Consider the following 20,500-nt stretch of genomic DNA (forward strand, 5'->3'; position numbering starts at 1 on the left):
ACAGAAGAGAATTTCTTGTATATAATTCAAAAGTGAACAGTTCAAAAATGAACAATATTAGAAAGGTGAAATCATGGAGCAGAAAGATGAGGGCTACTTTGCCTACTATGCAAAGATAGACAAGGTATACAGAAAATTGTGTGCACTGGAAGTGGCGGAATACTGTTTTACCCCCAACGAAATCGTGGTACTGATGTTTCTGGCCAACAATCCCGGTTATGACAGCGCGTCGGATATCGCTCATTTCCGCAATATTTCCAAGGGGCTTGTGGCGAAATCCGTGGAGACACTATGCGAGAGAGGCTATCTAAAGGCGGGAAAGGATTTAAAGGACAGGAGACTCATTCATCTGTCCCTGACGGAGAAAAGCGACGACATTGTGACGAGACTCAGAAAATGCCGCCAGGAATTTGCAGGAAAGCTGTATGATGGCGTACCGCGGGAAGATATGGAGGCCATGGCGCGTACGACTAAGGTAATCAATCAGAATCTTGACAATATCTTGAAAGGAATGAAATAAATGGAACCGAAAAAAGGAAAAGAGAATGAACTGGGGACCGAGAGCGTCGGAAAGCTGCTCTTTCGGCTGTCTATGCCTGCCATTGCGGCACAGGTGATCAATGTTATGTACAACATGGTAGACCGTATGTATATCGGCCATATTCCCGGAGTCGGAGCGGCAGCCCTGACGGGAGTCGGTGTTACGATGCCGGTCATCATGGCGATCACCGCATTTGCCTATTTTATCAGTATGGGAGGCGCGCCGCGTTCCTCCATCATGATGGGGAGAAATGAGAAAGAGAAGGCGGAGAAGATCCTGGGTAACTGTACCACGATGCTGGTGGTGCTTGCCCTGATCCTGACTGCGGTCTTCCTGTTCTGCGGGCGTTCCATCCTGCTGTTGTTCGGGGCCAGTGAAAATACGATCGGCTATGCCTGGGATTACATGAAGATATATGCGCTGGGAACCATTTTCGTACAGCTGGCGCTGGGGCTGAATGCCTTTATCACTGCCCAGGGCTACGCCAAGACCAGCATGTATACCGTGCTGATCGGAGCTGTCTGCAACATCATTCTGGACCCTGTCTTTATATTCGGTCTGAATATGGGCGTGAAGGGGGCCGCGCTGGCGACAATCCTTTCCCAGGCGGTCTCCTCCATCTGGGTGCTGCGCTTCCTCACTTCGGAGAAGAGCTCGCTGCGCATCAAAAAGAAGAGCCTGAAGCTGGAGGCAGGCATTATTCTTCCCTGTATGGCATTGGGAACATCGCCGTTTATCATGGCGTTTACGGAAAGCATCCTGTCCGTCTGCTTCAATTCATCCCTGCTTCGCTACGGCGGAGACGTGGCGGTAGGCGCCATGACGATACTGAGCAGTGTCATGCAGTTTTCCATGCTTCCGCTTCAGGGACTGACCCAGGGCTCCCAGCCCATCGTCAGCTTTAACTATGGGGCTGGCAGCGCGGACCGCGTGAAGAAGACGTTTAAGATCCTGTTCCTCTGCTGTATTGGCTATTCCACGCTTCTGTGGGCGCTGTCCATGTTCTTCCCGCAGATTTTCATCATGATCTTTACCAGCGATGCCGCGCTGACGGAATATACGCGCTGGGCGATCCGGATTTATATGGCGGTTTCCCTGATGTTCGGTGCACAAGTGGCTTGCCAGCAGACCTTTATTGCGCTGGGAAATGCCAAGGTATCCGTATTTCTGGCGCTGCTGCGCAAGGTATTTTTACTGATCCCGCTGATCTTCATTCTTCCGCGTTTTATGGAGAATAAGACTATGGGCGTGTTCTTAGCCGAACCGGTCGCGGATTTCTGCGCTGTTTGTGTTACCGTGGCCATGTTCAGCGTATCTTTTAAAAAGATTATTGCCAGAATGGAAGGAGCAAAAAAGCAATGAGTATGACAGCAAAAGAAGCGGAGAAATTATTTGAAAAACTTCCCAAAGCGGAACTGGGATTTTTCCCAACGCCGTTTTACAGGCTGGACCGGCTTTCAAAGGAACTGGGAGTGAACCTCTATATCAAGCGTGACGATTTTACCGGCATGAGTCTGTTTGGGGGAAATAAGGTGCGCAAGCTCCAGTATCTGATGGGGGACGCCATGAGCCGCGGCTGTGAGTACGTCTTCACCTTTGGGGCAACTCAGTCAAACCATGCTATGCAGACGGCGGCCGCGTGTCGGCGCTGCGGTTTAAAACCGGTGCTGTATTTGGTCGCCATCGTGAAGCCGGATGAGGATGATCTGAGGGCCAACCTGCTTCTGGACCGCATCATGGACGCCGAGGTCCACATCGTGGAGATTCAGGCGGGAGAGACAGAGGAAGAGGCGGAAGACCGGGCCGTCACTCTTGCGAGAGAACACATGGCCCGCTTAAATAAGGAAGCCGGCAGACACGTCTGCTATGAGGTACCCATGGGCGGAGCCAGCCCGGTGGGATCTGTGGGATTTATCGAGGGATACGTGGAGCTGGAGAAGCAGCTGTCCGCCATGGATATCCAGGCCGATTACGTCTTCCATGCCACCGGAACCGGCGGTACGATGGCTGGTCTGGCTGCAGGACGGAACCTGGTCGGTTCTGAGACCGGGATCATTTCCATCAATGTCAGCGCCAAGGACCCGGAGTATCCGAAGCGGACGGCCGTTCTGGCCAATGAGAGCCTAAAGCTGATCGGAGCCGGAATCACGGTGGATGCGGAGCGGGATATCTGCACCGATTTAAACTATTATCTGCCTGGCTATGAGATTCCCAACGAGGCGGCATCCGAGGCGATTAAGCTTCTGGCGGTGAAGGAAGGGCTTCTCACAGACCCGGTCTATACGGGAAAAGCCTTTGCGGGCATGCTGGATTACATCAGGACCGGAAAGGTTCCGGCCGGAAGTAATGTGGTGTTCTGGCATACGGGCGGGGCTACAGCGTTATTTGCAGAGAAGGAGATACTTGGAGACTTAAGCAAATGAGTTTATGAGGGAGTCCATGATAGATAAATACCTGGAACGAGGAGATCTGTTTGCCCTGTACGATAACGGCTTGAAAAGCATATGCGTGGTCACGGGTGAGAACCCTGATACATGTGAACTTAAAAATATCGCTACATATGAAGCGTGGCACGGTAAGGGATATGGCAGCAGGCTCATTCAGTATATATCAGAATTTTATAAAGATAAGTATAAGACCATGATTGTGGGAACCGGTGATCTTCCTTTTATTCTGCATTTTTACGAAAAAAATGGTTTTTGCCTTTCTCACAGGATTCATAACTTTTTTACAGACAACTATGACCATCCGATGTTTGAGGATGGGATACAGCTTGTGGATATGGTTTACTTAAAGAAGGAGTTAGCGTAAAAGTAGTGATCTAAGAAAACATGATGCTGCGAGGTGGGACGATGGAAACAAGTGATGGTTTTTGGAATGCGATTGATAAAATCGTGAGTGAATCAAAAATTGTTATAGATAGACCAAAAGGAACGGCTCATCCGAGGTTTCCCGATTTTATTTACAGAGTTGATTACGGTTATTTAGAGAATACATCTTCAATGGATGGAGGAGGCATCGATGTATGGGTGGGAACAGATGAAAGAAAGCAAATTGATGCAATCATGTGCATTGTTGATTTAATGAAACGCGATTCGGAAATAAAAATCCTGATTGGCTGTACAGAAGCTGAAAAGGACATTGTTTGCCAAACACATAACGAAACCGATTACATGAAAGGAATACTCATACGCAGGTTGTGAGTATTAAAAGTCAAGCAGCAAGAGGAAGAGGAATTTATACCAGGTATTACATGAAAAACATGAAAAAATACTAAAAAAGGAGTACCGCGCAAATAATATGCCGCCGTACTCCTTTTCCCTTACACCTCTAAATCCATCCCCCATCCAACCCAATAATCTGTCCGGTCAGATAAGAATTCTTATATCCCAGGTGGTAGACCAGATCGGCCACCTCCTCCGCCTGTCCAAGGCGTCCGGCGGGAATCTCTTCGATCAGGGCAATGAGTTCGTCCTCTTCCAGGAAACGGTTCATCTCCGTATCAATGGCGCCGCACGCAACAGCGTTTACCTGGACGTTGCTGGGAGCCAGCTCCTTGGCCAGCGCCTTGGTGAAGGCGTTGATTCCGCCCTTTGTCGCTGAGTAAGCGACCTCACAGGAAGCACCGGAGACGCCCCATACGGAGGATATGTTGATGATCTTTCCCTGCTTCTTGTCCACCATACCGGGAACAGCCAGTTTACAGCAGTTGAAGACCGAGGTTAAGTTGGTCCGTATGATCCGGTCCCAGGATTCCGTGCTCATGTCCTGTAAGAGGCCGATGTAGGAAATCCCCGCGTTGTTTACCAGGACGTCAAGCGTTCCAAACTGCTTCCGGATCTGATCGAACAGAATCCGGCACTGCTCCATGTCGCCCATGTCGCCCATGTAGGCGAGGCAGGAAATCTGATATGATTCCAGCTCTTTTTTCGTCTGCAGGAGTCTCTCCTCGCTGTGAAGGCAGTTGATTACCACATTATATCCTTTTTTTGCAAATTTTACCGCAATGGCTTTTCCGATTCCTCTGGAAGCGCCCGTAACCAGCACTGTTTTTTTTGCCATGAAAACCACCCTTTCTTTTAATCCTGGTAAGCCGGATCGATCCCGTCTTCCGTCAACTCTATTTTACCAAAGGTAATTTTTTAATTCAATAGGATTTGAGGCTTAGTCACAAAAGAAAACATTGCATACTTGGAAGAGAGTGCGATATAATGAGACTATGAATTATTTCATGACAAATATTCCCGGCGGCGGAACCGTGTGATTACGTACCGCGGCGGGAGAAATGATACAGGAAGGATGGAAATTAAATGGGAAAGATTTACGATGTGGTAATTATCGGTTCAGGTCCGGCAGGACTTACGGCGGCGATCTACGCCAAGCGTGCGGAGCTGGAGACTGTTGTCATTGAAAAAGAGGTTGCCAGCGGCGGCCAGGTGCTCAACACCTACGAGGTGGATAACTATCCGGGGCTTCCGGGAATCAACGGATACGACCTGGGCATGAAGTTCCGGGAGCACGCGGATAAACTGGGCGCGGAATTCGTGACCGATGATGTGGTGCGTGTGGAAAAGGCGGACGGCCTCTTTACCGTAACCTGCGCGGAGGAAAGCTATACGACGAGGACTGTCATCATCTCGACCGGCGCCAGCCACAGGAAGCTGGCGGTCCCGGGCGAAGAGGAGCTGACCGGAATGGGCGTGTCATACTGCGCCACCTGCGACGGAGCATTCTTCCGCAACCGTGTGACAGCCGTGACCGGAGGCGGAGATGTGGCCATCGAGGATGCGATCTTCCTTTCCAGAATGTGTAAAAAGGTATATCTGATTCACCGCAGAGATGAACTGCGCGGCGCCAGGACTCTTCAGACCCAGCTGTTCTCGCTGGATAATGTGGAAGTGCTGTGGGATACCGTAGTGGAGAAGATTAACGGAGCAGACCAGGTGGAATCCATTACAATCCGGAATGTGAAGACGGAAGCCTCCGGGGAGCTTCCGGTTGACGGCGTGTTCATCGCAGTGGGAATCCATCCGCAGAGCAGCGCTTTCGACGGCCTTGTGGAGATGGATCACGGATACATTAAGGCGGGAGAGGACTGTGAGACATCGGTTCCCGGTATCTTCGCAGCCGGAGATGTGAGAACAAAACAGTTAAGGCAGGTATCCACTGCTGTGGCGGACGGAGCAAACGCCATCACCAGTGTGGAACGATATCTTACGGTCAATTCATAAAACAGACGTATCTATGAAAAAATAAGGGTTCCGGATATCCGGAACCCTTATGCTTACATAAAACTTATCTTCGATCAGAACTCCGGTTCAATGAGACCGTATGTTCCGCCTTTTCTCTTATAAACCACGTTCACTTCCTCGGTATCCGCATTTAAGAATACGTAGAAGTTGTGTCCGAGAAGCTCCATCTGTACGCAGGCTTCTTCAGGGTCCATGGGTTTTACTGCAAATTTTTTGGACTTTACAATCTGGATTTCTTCTTCTGCGGAAGCCTCTTCCTGTAAGAAGGCTTCTGAGAAGGAAGGTGCGGATTGTTTCTTATCAATCAGCTTATTTTTATATTTTTTCAACTGGCGTTCCAGGATCTCTTCTACGAGATCGATGGATACGTACATATCACTGCTTGATTCTTCTGCTCTGATTATATGTCCTTTCACCGGAATTGTTACTTCGATTTTCTGAATATCTTTCTGTACGCTGAGTCTTACTACAGCTTCTGTCGCGGGTGCAAAGAAACGGTCCAGTTTACCAAGCTTGTCCTCGACTGCTTCGCGCAACCCCTGTGTTACCTCAATATTTCTTCCTGTAATTGTAAAACGCATAAGTCTTCAGCTCCTTTTTCTTGAGATGTTATCAGTATACCATATTTATTTGAAAAATTCAATTATGTTACGAAAATATCAAGACAATTAATCTAAATTTTTTGTAAAATGTTTCTACTTATAAATGCCCAAAATATTGAGAAACTATATATTGGGGTACAAAAAAGTCAAGGGAAAAATTGTATTTTTTGTCGAAATAAGTAAGTTTATGACAAGTACACAAAAATTGAAAGGGAAAATTGTGTCTGGTGAAAAAAGAGAATTTCCGGCGAAAAGATGTGGATAATGTGGATAACTCGGTGTATAAGTCGTTTTTGCCCTAAATATTGGGTTTGTGGGTGGGGATAAAAATGGGGGAAATGTGCACAGAAAGATGTGGATAATGTGGATAAGTAGAAAATCGAACAGATTTTTTGTGCAACTTGCCAAGTTTACCATAAAATACATTGATTTTGTCGAATTGTAGTGCTGGCCAGACGCCCCAACCGGGTGTAAGAATGTCCGAACTATTAGCAGAATGTTAATTTTTTATGAATTCATTGAATTAAAAATGAGTTAGTGCTACAATATACAGGATTATACTGTGTTTATTTAGTAAGAAGAGTAGGAGAATGAATCATGAACCTCGTTCAAAAGGTATTTGGAACTCATAGTGAAAGAGAATTAAAGTTAATCAATCCGATTGTAGATAAGATAGAGGCACTCCGTCCGAAGATGATCGCACTGACGGATGAGGAGCTGAGGGACAACACAAGGCTTTTTAAAGAAAGGCTGGCAGCAGGTGAGACCCTCGACGATATTTTGCCGGAGGCATATGCAACGGTTCGAGAGGCAGCAAGACGAGTCCTGGATATGGAACACTTCCGTGTACAGTTAATCGGCGGCATCGTTCTCCATCAGGGACGTATTGCCGAGATGAGAACAGGTGAAGGTAAGACCCTCGTTTCTACCTGTCCGGCTTATTTAAACGCACTGGCCGGAAAAGGCGTACAGATCGTTACGGTCAACGACTACCTGGCAAAGCGTGATGCGGAGTGGATGGGACGAGTTCATGAATTCCTTGGACTGAAGGTAGGCGTGGTGTTAAACTCCATGACTTCGGATGAGAGACGTGAAGCCTATAACTGTGATATTACCTATGTTACGAACAACGAGCTTGGATTTGACTACTTGAGAGATAATATGGCCATCTATAAAGAACAGATGGTATTGAGAGAACTTGATTACGCAATCATCGATGAGGTGGACTCTGTATTGATCGATGAGGCAAGAACACCGCTTATCATATCCGGACAGAGCGGAAAGTCCACGAAGCTTTATGAGGTCTGTGATATTCTGGCCCGTCAGTTAGAGCGCGGTGAGGCATCGGGAGAATTTTCCAAGATGGCGGCCATCATGGGCGAGGAGATCGAGGAGACCGGAGATTTCGTCGTTGATGAGAAGGACAAGGTTGTAAACTTGACCGAGCAGGGCGTAGCCAAGGTGGAGCAGTTCTTCCATCTGGAGAACTTATCCGACCCAGAGAACTTGGAGATCCAGCACAACATCATTTTGGCTCTTCGTGCCAACTATCTGATGTTCCGTGACAAGGATTATGTGGTAAAGGATGACGAAGTACTGATCGTTGATGAGTTTACCGGACGTATCATGCCGGGCAGACGGTATTCCGACGGTCTGCATCAGGCCATTGAGGCGAAGGAGCATGTAAACGTCAGAAGAGAGAGCAAGACGCTTGCGACCATCACGTTCCAGAACTTCTTTAATAAATATGCGAAGAAATCCGGTATGACCGGTACTGCTCTTACGGAGGAAAAAGAATTCCGTAATACGTACGGTATGGATGCGATCGAGATTCCGACAAACAGGCCGATCGCCCGTGATGATATGGAAGACGCGGTTTATAAAACGAAAAAAGAAAAATTCAAAGCAGTGTGTGAAGAAGTAGAAGAGGCACATAAGAAAGGCCAGCCTGTGCTGGTAGGTACGATCACCATCGAGACTTCCGAGATGTTAAGCGGTATGCTGAAGCGCCGCGGCATTCCGCATAAGGTTTTAAATGCCAAGTACCATGAGCTGGAGGCCGAGATTGTAGCTGATGCAGGTGTTCACGGGGCAGTTACCATTGCGACCAACATGGCCGGTCGTGGTACCGATATCAAGCTGGATGACGAGGCGAAGGCTGCGGGCGGTTTAAAGATCATCGGTACGGAGCGTCATGAGTCCCGCCGTATTGACAATCAGCTGCGTGGGCGTTCCGGACGTCAGGGCGACCCGGGTGTTTCCAGATTCTACATTTCCCTGGAAGATGATTTAATGAGACTCTTTGGTTCGGAGCGTTTGATGAATATGTTCACTGCGCTGGGCGTGCCGGAAGGCGAGCAGATCGAGCACAAGATGCTTTCCAACGCCATTGAAAAGGCTCAGATGAAGATAGAGACCAACAACTACGGTATTCGTGAGAACCTGTTAAAGTATGACGAGGTTATGAACGAACAGCGTGAGGTCATTTACGCGGAGCGCCGGAAAGTATTGGACGGCGACAACATGCGTGACGTAATCTTAAAGATGGTAACCGATATCGTGGAGAATGCGGTCGATTTGTCCATTACTGACGAGCAGATGCCGGAGGAATGGGATTTAGGCGAGCTGAACACGCTTCTTCTTCCGATCGTTCCGATCAAGCCGGTTGTTCTTCCGGAAGATAAGAAGATCAAGAAGAACGAACTGAAGCATATGCTGAAAGAGGAAGCCATCAAGCTTTACGAGACGAAGGAAGCGGAGTTTCCGGATGCGGAGCAGATCCGTGAGATCGAGCGTGTCATCTTATTAAAGGTCATCGACAACAAGTGGATGTCCCATATCGACGATATGGACCAGCTGCGCCAGGGCATTGGTTTACAGGCTTACGGCCAGAGAGATCCGCTGGTAGAGTATAAGATGAGCGGCTATCAGATGTTCGATGAGATGACGGCAGCTATCCGCGAAGATACTGTGAGAATCTTAATGCATATCCGTGTCGAGCAGAAGGTGGAGAGAGAGCCTGCGGCCAAGGTAACAGGGACCAACAAGGACGACAGCGCCGCCAAGGCGCCATCCAAGCGGGCGGAAAACAAGATTTATCCAAACGATCCGTGTCCCTGCGGTTCCGGTAAGAAATATAAACAGTGCTGCGGCCGCAAGGTGATATAGGCGTCTGTATTATTCTTTTGAATGAAAAGGGTTCAACCGACGAAAGGATACAGGTTGGACCCTTTTTAAATAAAATTAATTATAAGAAAGTGGGTGACACAGTGGTAGAGTTAGACCAGTACAAATATGAATTATCTACGTTTGAAAAACCATTAGTGGAAGTGAGGGATTCACTTTGACTTAGATAATAAGTTAAAGAGGATTGATGAGCTTGACAAATCCATGGAGGAACCGGGCTTCTGGGAAGATCCGGAAAAGTCCACGAAGATCGTACAGCTGGCGAAGAACTTAAAAGACACTGTAAAAGGCTATAAAGACTTAGAGCAGCAGTTTGAGGACATCGGCGTGATGATCGAGATGGGCAATGAAGAGAACGACCTGTCTGTGGTTCCCGAAGTGGAAGAGATGTTAAAGGAATTTAAGGATAAGCTGGAGGAGATGAGGATCAACACGCTTCTGTCCGGCGAATATGACAGCGATAACGCCATTTTAAGGCTGAATGCCGGCGCCGGCGGCACCGAGTCCTGTGACTGGTGCAGCATGCTTTACCGCATGTACTGCCGTTGGGCTGAGAAGAAGGGATATTCCGTGGAAGTGCTGGATTATCTGGATGGTGAAGAGGCCGGAATCAAGTCGGTCACGATCCAGGTCAACGGAGAGAATGCCTTCGGATATTTAAAGTCGGAGAAGGGCGTCCACAGGCTTGTTCGGATCTCCCCGTTCAACGCGGCCGGTAAGCGTCAGACCTCCTTTGTATCCTGTGATGTGATGCCGGATATCGAAGAGGACTTAGATGTGGATATCAATGAAGAGGACTTGAGGATCGACACGTACCGTTCCAGCGGCGCGGGCGGACAGCATATCAACAAGACCTCATCCGCTATCCGTATTACCCACATTCCCACCGGAATCGTGGTGCAGTGCCAGAATGAACGGTCCCAGTTCCAGAACAAGGACAAGGCCATGCAGATGCTGAAGGCAAAGCTGTATCTGTTAAAACAGCAGGAGAATGCGGAGAAGCTGTCCGATATCCGCGGCGACGTGACGGAGATCGGCTGGGGCAACCAGATTCGCTCCTATGTCCTGCAGCCATACACCATGGTAAAGGACCACCGGACCAATGCCGAGACCGGCAACGTGAACAGCGTGCTGGACGGAGCACTGGATTTGTTTATCTACGCTTACCTGCGCTGGATCAGCACAGGACAAATGTAAAATTTTTATAAAAAATAGTTGCATACCCTGAATAAATATGATAATATCTTCCCTATGAGCACAGATGTATTTCTATTGCGGACACAGAAGGGAAGATATTTTTTTATGGAAGAAAAGAGCAAATATTTCGTGGTGAAGCAGAAGGCCGTGCCGGAAGTATTACTGAAGGTGGTCGAGGCTAAGAAGCTGTTGGAATCAGAGCGAGTCATAACCGTTCAGGAGGCGACTGATCGTGTGGGAATCAGCCGCAGTTCTTTTTATAAGTACAAGGATGATATCTTTCCGTTCTATGATAACGCGAAGGGAAAGACCATCACACTCGTGATGCAGATGGACGATGAGCCGGGATTATTATCCGATTTGCTGCATATTGTGGCAGTGTACCATGCCAATATCCTGACGATCCATCAGAGTATTCCGGTAAATGGGGTGGCTACGCTGACCTTAAGCGTGGAAGTCCTGGAAAGCACGGGCAATGTATCCAGGATGGTAGAGGACATGGAAGAGAAACACGGGGTTCACTACGTAAAAATATTAGCCAGGGAGTGATAATTATGATTCATGTTGCAGTTATGGGCTACGGTACAATCGGTTCCGGTGTGGTAGAGATCTTGGAAAAGAATCGTGAAACCATCACAAAGAGAACCGGCGATACCGTCAATGTAAAATATGTACTCGATTTGAGAGAATTTCCGGGAACACCGGTAGAGAATAAGATTGTTCATGATTTTTCGGTCATTGAGAATGATCCTGAGGTTACCATGGTAATCGAGACCATGGGCGGACTGAATCCGGCCTATCCCTTCGTGAAGGCCTGCTTAGAGGCGGGAAAGCACGTGGCCACCTCCAATAAGGCGCTGGTTGCAGCACACGGGACAGAGCTCTTAAGAATTGCCGGAGAGAAAAATGTCAACTTCTTCTTCGAAGCCAGCGTGGGCGGCGGTATTCCGATTATCCGTCCGCTGTACACCTCTCTTGCGGGGGAGGAGATCGAGGAGATTACCGGTATTTTAAACGGTACTACAAACTATATTTTAACGAAGATGGATAAAGAGGGAGAGACTTTTGAATCCGCTTTAAAAGAGGCTCAGGATTTAGGCTATGCCGAGAGAAACCCGGAAGCCGACGTGGAAGGCCACGACACCTGCAGAAAGATCGCGATTCTCACCGCCATGGCGACCGGCCATGAGGTTGATTATGAAGACATTCATACGGAGGGCATCACCTCGATCTCAGACGTGGACTTTAAGTATGCCGAGAAGATGGGAACCTCCGTGAAGCTGTTTGGCTCCAGCCGCATAAAGGCTGGGGAGATTCACGCCTGGGTGGCGCCGGTCATGATCGGCAAGGACCATCCACTCTACTCTGTGAGCGATGTGTTCAACGGAATTCTGGTGAAGGGCAACATGCTTGGAACCTCCATGTTCTATGGCAGCGGCGCGGGAATGCTTCCGACAGCCAGCGCAGTGATCGCCGATATCATCGAAGCTGTTCAGAACAGAAACCGCCACGTGGAGATGGGCTGGGATGACAGCCGGCTTGCCATCGCCCCGACCCAGACGTCTTCCAGCCGGTTCTTTATCCGGATCAAGGGGATTGCCGAGGAGCGTCTGGCGGAGGTTTTAAAGGTATTCGGAGATGTCACAGTGATCGAGCTGGATCATATGGACGAATTCGCTGTGGTGACTGATGTCATGACGGAAGCGGAGTATGAGAAGAAGGCGAAGGAGCTGTCCGGAATCAGACAGCGGATCAGAGCGGAAGTATAAAGTTTTTAGAAAGGACCGCATCCATGTTAATCGTAAAGAAATTCGGCGGAAGTTCCGTCGCGGATAAAGACAGAATATACAATGTGGCAAGACGTTGCATCGAGGATTATGAAAAAGGAAATGAGGTCGTGGTCGTCTTATCGGCTATGGGAAAGACGACGGATGGCTTAATTGCAAAGGCTCGTGAGATCAATCCCAATCCCCCAAAAAGGGAGATGGATATGCTTCTGGCCACCGGAGAACAGACCAGCGTCGCGCTGATGTCCATGGCCATGAGCGCGCTGGGCGTGCCTGCCGTGTCCTTAAATGCGGCACAGGTTGCCATGCACACCACATCGGCCTACGGCATGGCCAAGTTAAAACGGATCGATACCGAGCGCATCCGCCATGAACTGGATGCCAGAAAGATCGTAATCATCACCGGTTTTCAGGGAATCAACAAGTACGATGACATAACGACTCTGGGACGCGGCGGTTCCGATACTACCGCGGTGGCGCTTGCGGCGGCTCTCCATGCAGACGCCTGCGAGATTTATACCGATGTGGATGGTGTATACACAGCGGATCCGAGAATCGTACCCAATGCGAGAAAGCTTTCCGAGGTATCCTACGACGAGATGCTGGAATTTGCCTCTCTGGGAGCCAAGGTATTACATAACCGTTCCGTCGAGATGGCAAAGCGGTACGGAGTTCAGTTAGTGGTCTTATCGAGCCTTACGAGGGCTGAAGGTACTATCATCAAGGAGGAAACAAAAGTGGAAAGAATGCTGGTTAGCGGTGTGGCCGCGGATAAGAATGTGGCCCGTATCTCCGTGATCGGAGTGAAGAATGAACCGGGTATCGCTTTTAAAATATTCAACCTGCTGGCGAGACACCATATCAACGTGGATATCATCATCCAGTCCATCGGCCGGGAAGAGAGAAAGGATATCTCCTTTACCGTGGCGAGAACGGATCTGCAGGAGGCCATGACGCTGCTGAATGAAAACCGGGAAGTCCTTACGGCTCAGACCATTGCCTGTGAGGAAGGCGTGGCGAAGATATCCATCATCGGCGCGGGAATGACCAGTAATCCGGGCGTGGCCGCCAAGATGTTTGAGTCTCTCTACAGCGCCAATGTCAATATCAAGATGATTGCAACGTCAGAGATCAGAATTACCGTGCTCATTGCGGAAGAAGACGTGAACCGTGCCATGAGAACCGTCCATGACGCGTTTGATTTAGCAGACTGATCAGGGCAGAGACGAAAATGATTAATGAGGTCTTTGGCTTTATAAAAAAGCTGCTGGGCATTGGAATGCCCTGCGCCTTCCATTCCCTGACCGGGCTGTACTGCCCGGGATGCGGAGGGACGAGAGCAGTGAGGGAACTTCTCTATGGCGATCTGCGCATGAGCTTTCAGTACCATCCTCTCGTGCTTTACGGGGCTGTCGTCGTTCTGCTGGAGCTGGTATCCTGGGGCGCGTCCCGTGTCTTTCACCGTCCGGGGCTGCATATCAGGCGGTATAATCTCTTTATCCTGATCGGCGCGGGTATTGTGGTGGGAAACTGGTTTTACAAGAATTACATGCTGGTGTTCCGCGGAGTGGATTTGCTGCCGCTGCTGAAATAAGATGTACTGGAGCATATGAAAAGAGCTCCTGGGAATTGGATATTATCTTTCCAATTTCCAGGAGCTCTTTCTTCTGCAAATCTGCTGAGATTATTGAGTTGGAAACAGCGCAGCCGGATTCTGCAGCGCTTCCATCAAATCACGGAAATATTTGCCGGCCATGGTGTCAGTCCCCATAACATCGTAAACGATAATGATAAAGAATGTCATGAGCAGACCGCAGACCGCCGCCAGAATCGACAGGATCAGCCCAAGCTGCGCCTGCTGTGTAAACGGCTTTCCCTTTTTGGACGCCACGGCACAGGCAATTCCCAGAAGGCCGAGAGTCAGTCCTGCAGGAAGGCCCCAGATGGGACCGCACATGCAGTTGCCTATAAGGCCCAGGCCGCCCAGAAATACCGACCAGGAGGCCCAGAGGGTTCCCGGTGACGGCATATTCGGAAGCAGGCCGTTGTTTTTATTGTTATTATCTTCCATTGTATAAGTACCTCTTCTGAATGCTATTGTATGATTGTAGCACGAAAATGGCCGCATGTCCAGTAGGAGGGAAGGCAGAGCAGCCCCAGATTGAGGCATCATACACAGAGGATTAACGGTAATATTTGACTGTCGGAAATGATATCCGGCAGATGAAACAGGGCTGTGACACGAAATAAAATCTGTGTCACAGCCCAATTTCGGCATGTGGTATTTATCTATGCTGCATACAGTTTATAAAATCTTCCATAGATTGCACTTTGGCGGCATATTTAAGCCATGCCTTCAGGGTATTTATGTCGTGCTGTCCTAAAACAGCAGCACGCAGCTGTTCCGGCACTTCCCCAAATTCCTCCAGAAGTTCCAGAACAGATTCCGCTTTACCCTGAGCAAGCCCCCGGCCTCTTTCATAATCACGTATGGTCGCTTCATCGTGTTCCCGTTTCTCGTGCATAAGATAGTGGTAACGTTTTTCCTTTTCGGCATTAATTTTTTCTAATTCGTCCACAGCTGCTTTCATATACTCATTTCTTTCTGCCATTTTCTTAAGCACCTCCCAATCATCAGCAGAAATCATCTGTGCCCATGCATAGATTTCCGACTTCCGTTCTTCCGGTGTTGCCTTCGATAACTGGCTTAATTGTAACACGAGCAGGCTCATTTTGTCACTATATAACCGGTGCGTTTTTCTGTCCCGGAATTCGATAACCGAGTACCAGGTTCCATCCTTTTAATTGGTTAAACAGGATTATCCGGATGAACTTCCAGAAAGACAACTGTAGAAACAGCTGTATGATTCTGCCTGAGCAGAAAAGAAATAGAATAAGATCAGTATACCAGATTTTTCATAAAAATAAAACCGGTTTTTACAGGGGGAAGAGATTAATAATTTGGATATCCCAGATCCTGTCAATTCCCGTCTTGCATAACCTTCCTGTATGAATTATAATAATTAAATTGAGTCAAGTATTAAGACATAAGGGGAAAAACATGGACATTATCAGGGCACTACAGGAAGAACTGGGAATCGGCCGCGGCCAGGTGGAAGCGGCTGTCAAACTGATCGACGAGGGCAACACGATTCCGTTTATTGCCAGATACAGAAAAGAAGCGACCGGATCATTGAATGACGAGGTCTTGAGGAATCTGGATGAGAGACTGCGGTATCTGCGCAATTTGGAAGAGAAGAAGGAGCAGGTGATTTCTTCGATCCGCGAGCAGGAGAAGCTGACTCCGGAACTGGAAAGGCAGATTCTGGCGGCAGCCACACTGGTGGCTGTGGAGGATTTATACCGTCCGTACCGCCCGAAGCGCAGGACGAGGGCGACCATCGCAAAGGAAAAAGGTCTGGAACCGCTGGCAGATTTAATCCTGCTTCAGCAGATGAAAGGCTCTGTTCTCGATGCGGCCAGGGATTATATCTCGGAAGAGAAAGGTGTCTCCACGGCGGAGGAAGCTGTGGAAGGAGCCAAGGATATTCTCGCGGAGCGGATCTCCGACAATGCGGAATACCGGACATATATCCGAAACACGACGATGAGCCAGGGCAGCCTCCAGTCTGTGGCAAAGGATGAGAAGGCGGAGTCAGTCTATGAGATGTACTATCAGTACGAGGAGACCATCAAGAAGACGGCGGGCCACCGGATTCTGGCCCTGAACCGTGGGGAAAAAGAGAAGTTTCTGACCGTAAAGGTGCTGGCTCCTGTGGAACAGATCATCCGCTTTCTGGAAAAGAAAGTGATCGCAAAGGACAACCCCAATACCACACCCGTTTTACGGGAAGTGGTGGCGGACAGCTATGACCGTCTGATCGCGCCTGCGATCGAGCGGGAGATCAGAAACGACTTGACGGAGAAGGCGGAGGACGGCGCTATTAAGGTGTTCGGAAAGAACTTAGAGCAGCTTCTGATGCAGCCTCCAATTGTGGGCCGCGTCGTCATGGGATGGGACCCGGCGTTCCGTACCGGATGCAAGCTGGCCGTGGTGGACGAGACCGGAAAGGTGCTGGATACCGTGGTTATCTATCCGACCGCGCCTCAGAACAAGGTTGAGGAAGCAAAGGTCATCTTAAAGAAGATGATTAAGAAATACAACGTTTCCCTGATTTCCGTGGGAAATGGAACGGCTTCCAGGGAGTCGGAACAGATTATCGTGGATCTGTTAAAAGAACTGCAGCAGCCGGTTCAGTATATTATCGTCAATGAGGCGGGCGCTTCCGTATACTCAGCCAGCAAGCTGGCCACAGAGGAGTTTCCGCAGTTTGACGTGGGACAGAGGAGTGCGGTCTCCATCGCGAGACGGCTTCAGGATCCGCTGTCGGAGCTGGTGAAGATCGATCCCAAGTCCATCGGGGTGGGCCAGTACCAGCATGATATGAATCAGAAGCATTTGAGCGAAGCGCTGACGGGAGTCGTTGAGACCGCCGTAAACCGGGTTGGCGTGGATTTGAACACCGCCTCGGCCTCACTGCTTGAATACATTTCCGGAATCACGAAGACGATTGCCAAGAATATCGTGACGTACCGGGAAGAAAATGGGGCCTTTACCTCCAGAAACCAGCTGCTAAAGGTGGCGAAGCTGGGGCCGAAGGCGTACGAGCAGTGCGCGGGCTTCATGAGAATCCAGGGAGGCAGGAATCCTCTCGACGGCACCAGCGTACATCCGGAGAGCTACGAGGCGGCCGAAAAGCTGCTGGACAGGCTGGGCTATGACGTGGCCGAGCTGGCTCACGGCGGGATCAAGGGAATCGGCAAGAAGGTCACAGGCTATAAAAAGCTGGCCGAAGAACTGGGAATCGGAGAGATTACCCTTCAGGATATCGTAAAAGAACTGGAAAAACCGGCCCGTGACCCGCGAGATGAAATGCCGAAGCCGATCCTGCGCACGGATGTGCTGGATATGAAGGATTTACAGCCGGGCATGGTGTTAAAGGGCACGGTGAGAAATGTCATCGATTTCGGCGCATTTGTGGATATCGGAGTCCATCAGGATGGACTGGTCCACATTTCACAGATGTCGGAAAAATTTATCAAGCATCCGCTGGAGGCGGTCAGTGTCGGGGACATCGTGGAAGTCAAGGTGATCAGTGTGGACGTGGCAAAAAAACGTATCGCGCTGACAATGAAATTATAGGAGGTGCGTATGGAACAGGAACCAATGGATCGGGAGCCGATGGAGCGTGAGGCGATGGAACGGGAGCCGATGGAGCAGGAAACGATGGAACAGGAGCCAATGGTACAGACAGACCCGGTGGCATTTACTGTGAAGCTGACTGCTAAGGACTTATGGAAATTCTCCCTGTACCACTCCAACAAAGGAATGCTGGGCATATTCAATGTGATTTTCAGCCTGGCGGCCATCTTTCTGCTGGTTACCACCTGGGGATCCAACACGGCGGTGTACCGGGCGCTGCTTGTTATCTGCGCGCTGATGTTCACTGTGTGGCAGCCGTTTCTCCTGTATATGAAGGCGGCCAGGCAGTCTAAGAGTCCGGTTATCCAGAATCCGATGAACCTTTCCTTCAGCAGGGAAGGCGTCGTAGTGACTCAGGGAACGGAGCGCCTGGAGCTCGTCTGGGAGAACATCGGACGGGTGGAGCGGATCAGAGGCATGATGATTGTATACATGGACAAGGTACACGCGTATCTGCTCCCGGATTCCATTACCGGCGAGAAGAGAGAGGCGCTGTCGGAACTGTTCCGGGAGAGCCTGCCGGCGGAGCGGAGAAAGAAGATATAAGAGGCAGCAGGGCCGGTAAAACGGTATGGAGGAAAGAATAAATGGTAACAGAGACATGGACACCGGAAGAGACGTATGCCCTTGGCAGACGGCTGGGGGAGGCGGCGAAGCCGTCTTCCGTATACTGTTTAAACGGAGATTTAGGAGTTGGAAAGACTGTATTTACGCAGGGATTTGCCGACGGTCTCGGTGTGGAAGGACCTGTGGACAGCCCGACCTTTACCATCATCAAGCAGTATGACGACGGCAGGATGCCGTTTTACCATTTTGATGTTTACCGGATCGGGGATATCAGCGAGATGGACGAGATCGGCTATGAGGACTGTTTCTACGGAGACGGCGTCAGCCTGGTGGAATGGGGCGGCCTGATTGAGGAAATTCTGCCGGAGGATGTGATCACGGTGAAGATCGAAAAGGAGTTAGAAAAAGGATTTGATTACAGAAGGATTACTGTGGAGGGACTGGAATGAGGATATTAGGGATAGAGAGCTCGTCGCTGGTGGCATCGGTGGCCGTAGTGACGGACGGCGTGGTGACAGCGGAATATACGGTGAATTTTAAGAAGACCCATTCCCAGACGCTGTTACCCATGCTGGATGAGATTGTCCGCATGGTGGAGCTGGATTTAGAAACCGTAGACGCGATTGCCGTGTCTGGCGGACCGGGATCGTTTACCGGTCTCCGTATCGGTTCTGCCACAGGGAAGGGGCTTGGGCTGGCTCTTAAGAAGCCGCTTATTCATATCCCAACGGTAGACGGTATGGCGTACGGCATGTACGGCTATGGCGGTCTGGTCTGCCCGATCATGGACGCCAGAAGAAACCAGGTCTACACCGGTATCTATGACAACCGGGAGGGATTTACGGCTGTCAGGGAGCAGTGCGCCATGGACATCGATGAACTGGTGGATGAATTAAACAACATGGAAACCCGGGTAGTGTTCCTGGGAGACGGAGTTCCCGTTTACAGAGAGCGGATCGCGGAACGCATGACCGTCCCGTATTCATTTGCTCCGGCGCATGTCAACAGGCAGAGGGCCGCGGCTGTGGCGGCTCTGGGCTGTATCTATTACGAAGAAGGGCGAATCGAGACTGCCGAAGAACACGCGCCGGATTACTTGAGAAAGCCCCAGGCGGAGCGGGAACGGGAAGCTAGTACAGCGTTGCATAATTTCCTGTAACAACCCTGGAGCGCGAATAAAGGAGAGCGGCTGTATGCTTAGAGAAATGATTCCGGAGACGGATATGGACTGTGTCGCTGAGATGGAGACGCTGTGTTTCAGCGATCCGTGGACGCCGGAGATGATTCTTGATTCCCTCCATACGGGACTGGATACATGGCTGATTCTGGAAGAGGAGGGAGAGGCTTCCGGATACTGTGTGTTCCGCACCATTGCAGGCGAGGCGGAACTTCTCCGTATCGGTGTGCGCCCGCCTTTAAGGGGTCTCGGGTATGGGAAGAAACTGATGGAAGGCGTGGTCGAAAATTCCAGAAAAAATGGGGTGACAGCCATCGCTCTGGAGGTGAGAGAAGGCAACACACCGGCCAGAAGCCTATATAAATCCTATGGTTTTAAAGAGGAGTGCATCCGCAGTGATTACTACAGGGACCCAAAGGAAGATGCCGTGATCATGTGGAACCGTGAGATTTCAAACATTTACCACTAAAATATCACCATGGCACCGTTTATAATGTAGGGGTATCCGGTAAGGATGCTCCTTTTCGCATCTGCAAAATCAGACAGCGGCGAACTGGAGAAATCCGGAAAGTGCGAAAAAGAAAGGTGAGAGTAGGATGAGAAAGTACACAAGCGGCGGCCAGCTGGAGGCAGTTGTATGCAACTGCTGCGGCAAGAAATTGATTGTAGTGGATGGAATCGTGAGGGAAGGTGTTTTAAGCATTAATCATGCGTGGGATTTTTTTTCGGAAAAGGATGGGGAGATTCACCATTTTGATTTATGTGAACCGTGTTATGACGCAGTAATCAGTGAGTTCAAGCTTCCGGTGGACGTGGAGGAGCAGAAGGAATTTCTGTGAATAGGTAAGAACGGTAACGCTCCATGGCTTCCGTGCAGTCCGGAGCGGGGGACAGACAGGAAAAAAGAAATCATCTGCGCTCCTGTTCA

The 20,500-nt window shown here is 49.7% G+C and carries 22 protein-coding genes; 18 read left to right on the plus strand and 4 right to left on the minus strand.

Annotation, left to right across the window (positions count from 1 at the left end; all coding sequences use genetic code 11):
• Positions 1-73: 73 nt before the first annotated feature.
• Genes M1L66_RS04990 through M1L66_RS05010 form a run of 5 tightly spaced genes read left to right on the plus strand, consistent with a single transcriptional unit; the run spans position 74 to position 3,744 of the window.
• Positions 74-520 carry a MarR family winged helix-turn-helix transcriptional regulator gene (locus tag M1L66_RS04990; protein WP_110325020.1) on the plus strand — a complete coding sequence of 149 codons (447 nt, stop codon included), beginning with the start codon at positions 74-76 and terminating at the stop codon, positions 518-520.
• Positions 521-1,903, plus strand: a complete 1,383-nt coding sequence (locus M1L66_RS04995; protein ID WP_025530119.1) for an MATE family efflux transporter — start codon at positions 521-523, stop codon at positions 1,901-1,903.
• On the plus strand, positions 1,900-2,964 hold the full coding sequence (locus tag M1L66_RS05000; protein WP_117634491.1) for a 1-aminocyclopropane-1-carboxylate deaminase/D-cysteine desulfhydrase: 1,065 nt from the start codon (positions 1,900-1,902) through the stop codon (positions 2,962-2,964). Before M1L66_RS04995 ends, M1L66_RS05000 begins: the two co-directional genes overlap by 4 nt.
• 16 nt (positions 2,965-2,980) lie before the next feature.
• Entirely contained in the window at positions 2,981-3,352 is a 372-nt protein-coding gene (locus M1L66_RS05005; protein WP_434059470.1) for a GNAT family N-acetyltransferase, read from the plus strand.
• Positions 3,353-3,393: 41 nt separating this feature from the next.
• On the plus strand, positions 3,394-3,744 hold the full coding sequence (locus tag M1L66_RS05010) for an inorganic pyrophosphatase (RefSeq protein ID WP_117634524.1): 351 nt from the start codon (positions 3,394-3,396) through the stop codon (positions 3,742-3,744).
• 127 nt (positions 3,745-3,871) lie between these two features.
• On the opposite strand, the gene ymfI is transcribed toward M1L66_RS05010, so the two are convergent.
• On the minus strand, positions 3,872-4,603 hold the full coding sequence (ymfI, locus tag M1L66_RS05015; RefSeq protein WP_117634494.1) for an elongation factor P 5-aminopentanone reductase: 732 nt from the start codon (positions 4,601-4,603) through the stop codon (positions 3,872-3,874).
• Between the two features lie 248 nt (positions 4,604-4,851).
• Between ymfI and trxB the strand changes: the two genes are divergently transcribed.
• Positions 4,852-5,772 carry a thioredoxin-disulfide reductase gene (trxB, locus tag M1L66_RS05020; protein WP_117634496.1) on the plus strand — a complete coding sequence of 307 codons (921 nt, stop codon included), beginning with the start codon at positions 4,852-4,854 and terminating at the stop codon, positions 5,770-5,772.
• Between the two features lie 74 nt (positions 5,773-5,846).
• Here trxB and hpf read toward each other — a convergent pair whose 3' ends face one another.
• Entirely contained in the window at positions 5,847-6,374 is a 528-nt protein-coding gene (gene hpf / locus M1L66_RS05025; protein WP_117634498.1) for a ribosome hibernation-promoting factor, HPF/YfiA family, read from the minus strand.
• 618 nt (positions 6,375-6,992) lie between these two features.
• Between hpf and secA the strand changes: the two genes are divergently transcribed.
• From secA to M1L66_RS05055, 6 genes are all read left to right on the plus strand, one after another.
• A complete protein-coding gene (gene secA, locus M1L66_RS05030) occupies positions 6,993-9,563 on the plus strand; it encodes a preprotein translocase subunit SecA (protein ID WP_117634501.1) in 2,571 nt (856 codons plus the stop codon).
• Positions 9,564-9,664: 101 nt separating this feature from the next.
• Positions 9,665-10,778, plus strand: a protein-coding gene (prfB, locus tag M1L66_RS05035; protein WP_117634526.1) for a peptide chain release factor 2 whose coding sequence is annotated in 2 segments (ribosomal slippage) — positions 9,665-9,739 and positions 9,741-10,778 — 1,113 coding nt in all. Because the reading frame shifts where the segments join, the coding sequence is not laid out codon by codon here.
• A 105-nt stretch (positions 10,779-10,883) separates the two neighbouring features.
• Positions 10,884-11,327, plus strand: coding sequence for an ACT domain-containing protein (locus M1L66_RS05040; RefSeq protein ID WP_002601524.1), 444 nt, complete (start codon positions 10,884-10,886; stop codon positions 11,325-11,327).
• 5 nt (positions 11,328-11,332) lie between these two features.
• On the plus strand, positions 11,333-12,547 hold the full coding sequence (locus M1L66_RS05045) for a homoserine dehydrogenase (protein ID WP_117634503.1): 1,215 nt from the start codon (positions 11,333-11,335) through the stop codon (positions 12,545-12,547).
• A gap of 23 nt (positions 12,548-12,570) precedes the next feature.
• The gene (locus M1L66_RS05050) at positions 12,571-13,779 is read left to right on the plus strand and encodes an aspartate kinase (protein ID WP_055654993.1); all 1,209 of its coding nucleotides are present in this window, start codon (positions 12,571-12,573) and stop codon (positions 13,777-13,779) included.
• Positions 13,780-13,796: 17 nt separating this feature from the next.
• Positions 13,797-14,159 (plus strand): DUF2752 domain-containing protein, encoded by a 363-nt coding sequence (locus M1L66_RS05055; protein ID WP_055654995.1) that lies wholly within the window; start codon positions 13,797-13,799, stop codon positions 14,157-14,159.
• A gap of 90 nt (positions 14,160-14,249) precedes the next feature.
• On the opposite strand, the gene M1L66_RS05060 is transcribed toward M1L66_RS05055, so the two are convergent.
• Both M1L66_RS05060 and M1L66_RS05065 read right to left on the minus strand, forming a co-directional pair.
• Positions 14,250-14,636, minus strand: coding sequence for a hypothetical protein (locus M1L66_RS05060; protein ID WP_002601520.1), 387 nt, complete (start codon positions 14,634-14,636; stop codon positions 14,250-14,252).
• A 214-nt stretch (positions 14,637-14,850) separates the two neighbouring features.
• Complete coding sequence (locus tag M1L66_RS05065; protein WP_117634505.1) at positions 14,851-15,297, minus strand: hypothetical protein; 447 nt, start codon at positions 15,295-15,297, stop codon at positions 14,851-14,853.
• Positions 15,298-15,626: 329 nt separating this feature from the next.
• Here M1L66_RS05065 and M1L66_RS05070 point away from each other — a divergent pair, with 329 nt between their 5' ends.
• From M1L66_RS05070 to M1L66_RS05095, 6 genes are all read left to right on the plus strand, one after another.
• Positions 15,627-17,768 carry a Tex family protein gene (locus M1L66_RS05070; RefSeq protein ID WP_117634506.1) on the plus strand — a complete coding sequence of 714 codons (2,142 nt, stop codon included), beginning with the start codon at positions 15,627-15,629 and terminating at the stop codon, positions 17,766-17,768.
• 9 nt (positions 17,769-17,777) lie between these two features.
• A complete protein-coding gene (locus tag M1L66_RS05075; protein WP_117634508.1) occupies positions 17,778-18,374 on the plus strand; it encodes a YcxB family protein in 597 nt (198 codons plus the stop codon).
• Positions 18,375-18,415: 41 nt separating this feature from the next.
• A complete protein-coding gene (gene tsaE / locus M1L66_RS05080; RefSeq protein WP_117634510.1) occupies positions 18,416-18,844 on the plus strand; it encodes a tRNA (adenosine(37)-N6)-threonylcarbamoyltransferase complex ATPase subunit type 1 TsaE in 429 nt (142 codons plus the stop codon).
• The gene (gene tsaB, locus M1L66_RS05085) at positions 18,841-19,554 is read left to right on the plus strand and encodes a tRNA (adenosine(37)-N6)-threonylcarbamoyltransferase complex dimerization subunit type 1 TsaB (RefSeq protein ID WP_117634512.1); all 714 of its coding nucleotides are present in this window, start codon (positions 18,841-18,843) and stop codon (positions 19,552-19,554) included. The genes tsaE and tsaB overlap by 4 nt, the downstream gene beginning before the upstream one ends.
• Positions 19,555-19,588: 34 nt before the next feature.
• Entirely contained in the window at positions 19,589-20,041 is a 453-nt protein-coding gene (gene rimI, locus M1L66_RS05090; protein WP_117634514.1) for a ribosomal protein S18-alanine N-acetyltransferase, read from the plus strand.
• A gap of 127 nt (positions 20,042-20,168) precedes the next feature.
• Positions 20,169-20,411 carry a hypothetical protein gene (locus M1L66_RS05095; protein ID WP_002601514.1) on the plus strand — a complete coding sequence of 81 codons (243 nt, stop codon included), beginning with the start codon at positions 20,169-20,171 and terminating at the stop codon, positions 20,409-20,411.
• Positions 20,412-20,500: the final 89 nt, after the last annotated feature.

It is taken from the genome of Hungatella sp. SB206 (assembly GCF_051132295.1).
GTDB lineage: Bacteria > Bacillota > Clostridia > Lachnospirales > Lachnospiraceae > Hungatella > Hungatella effluvii.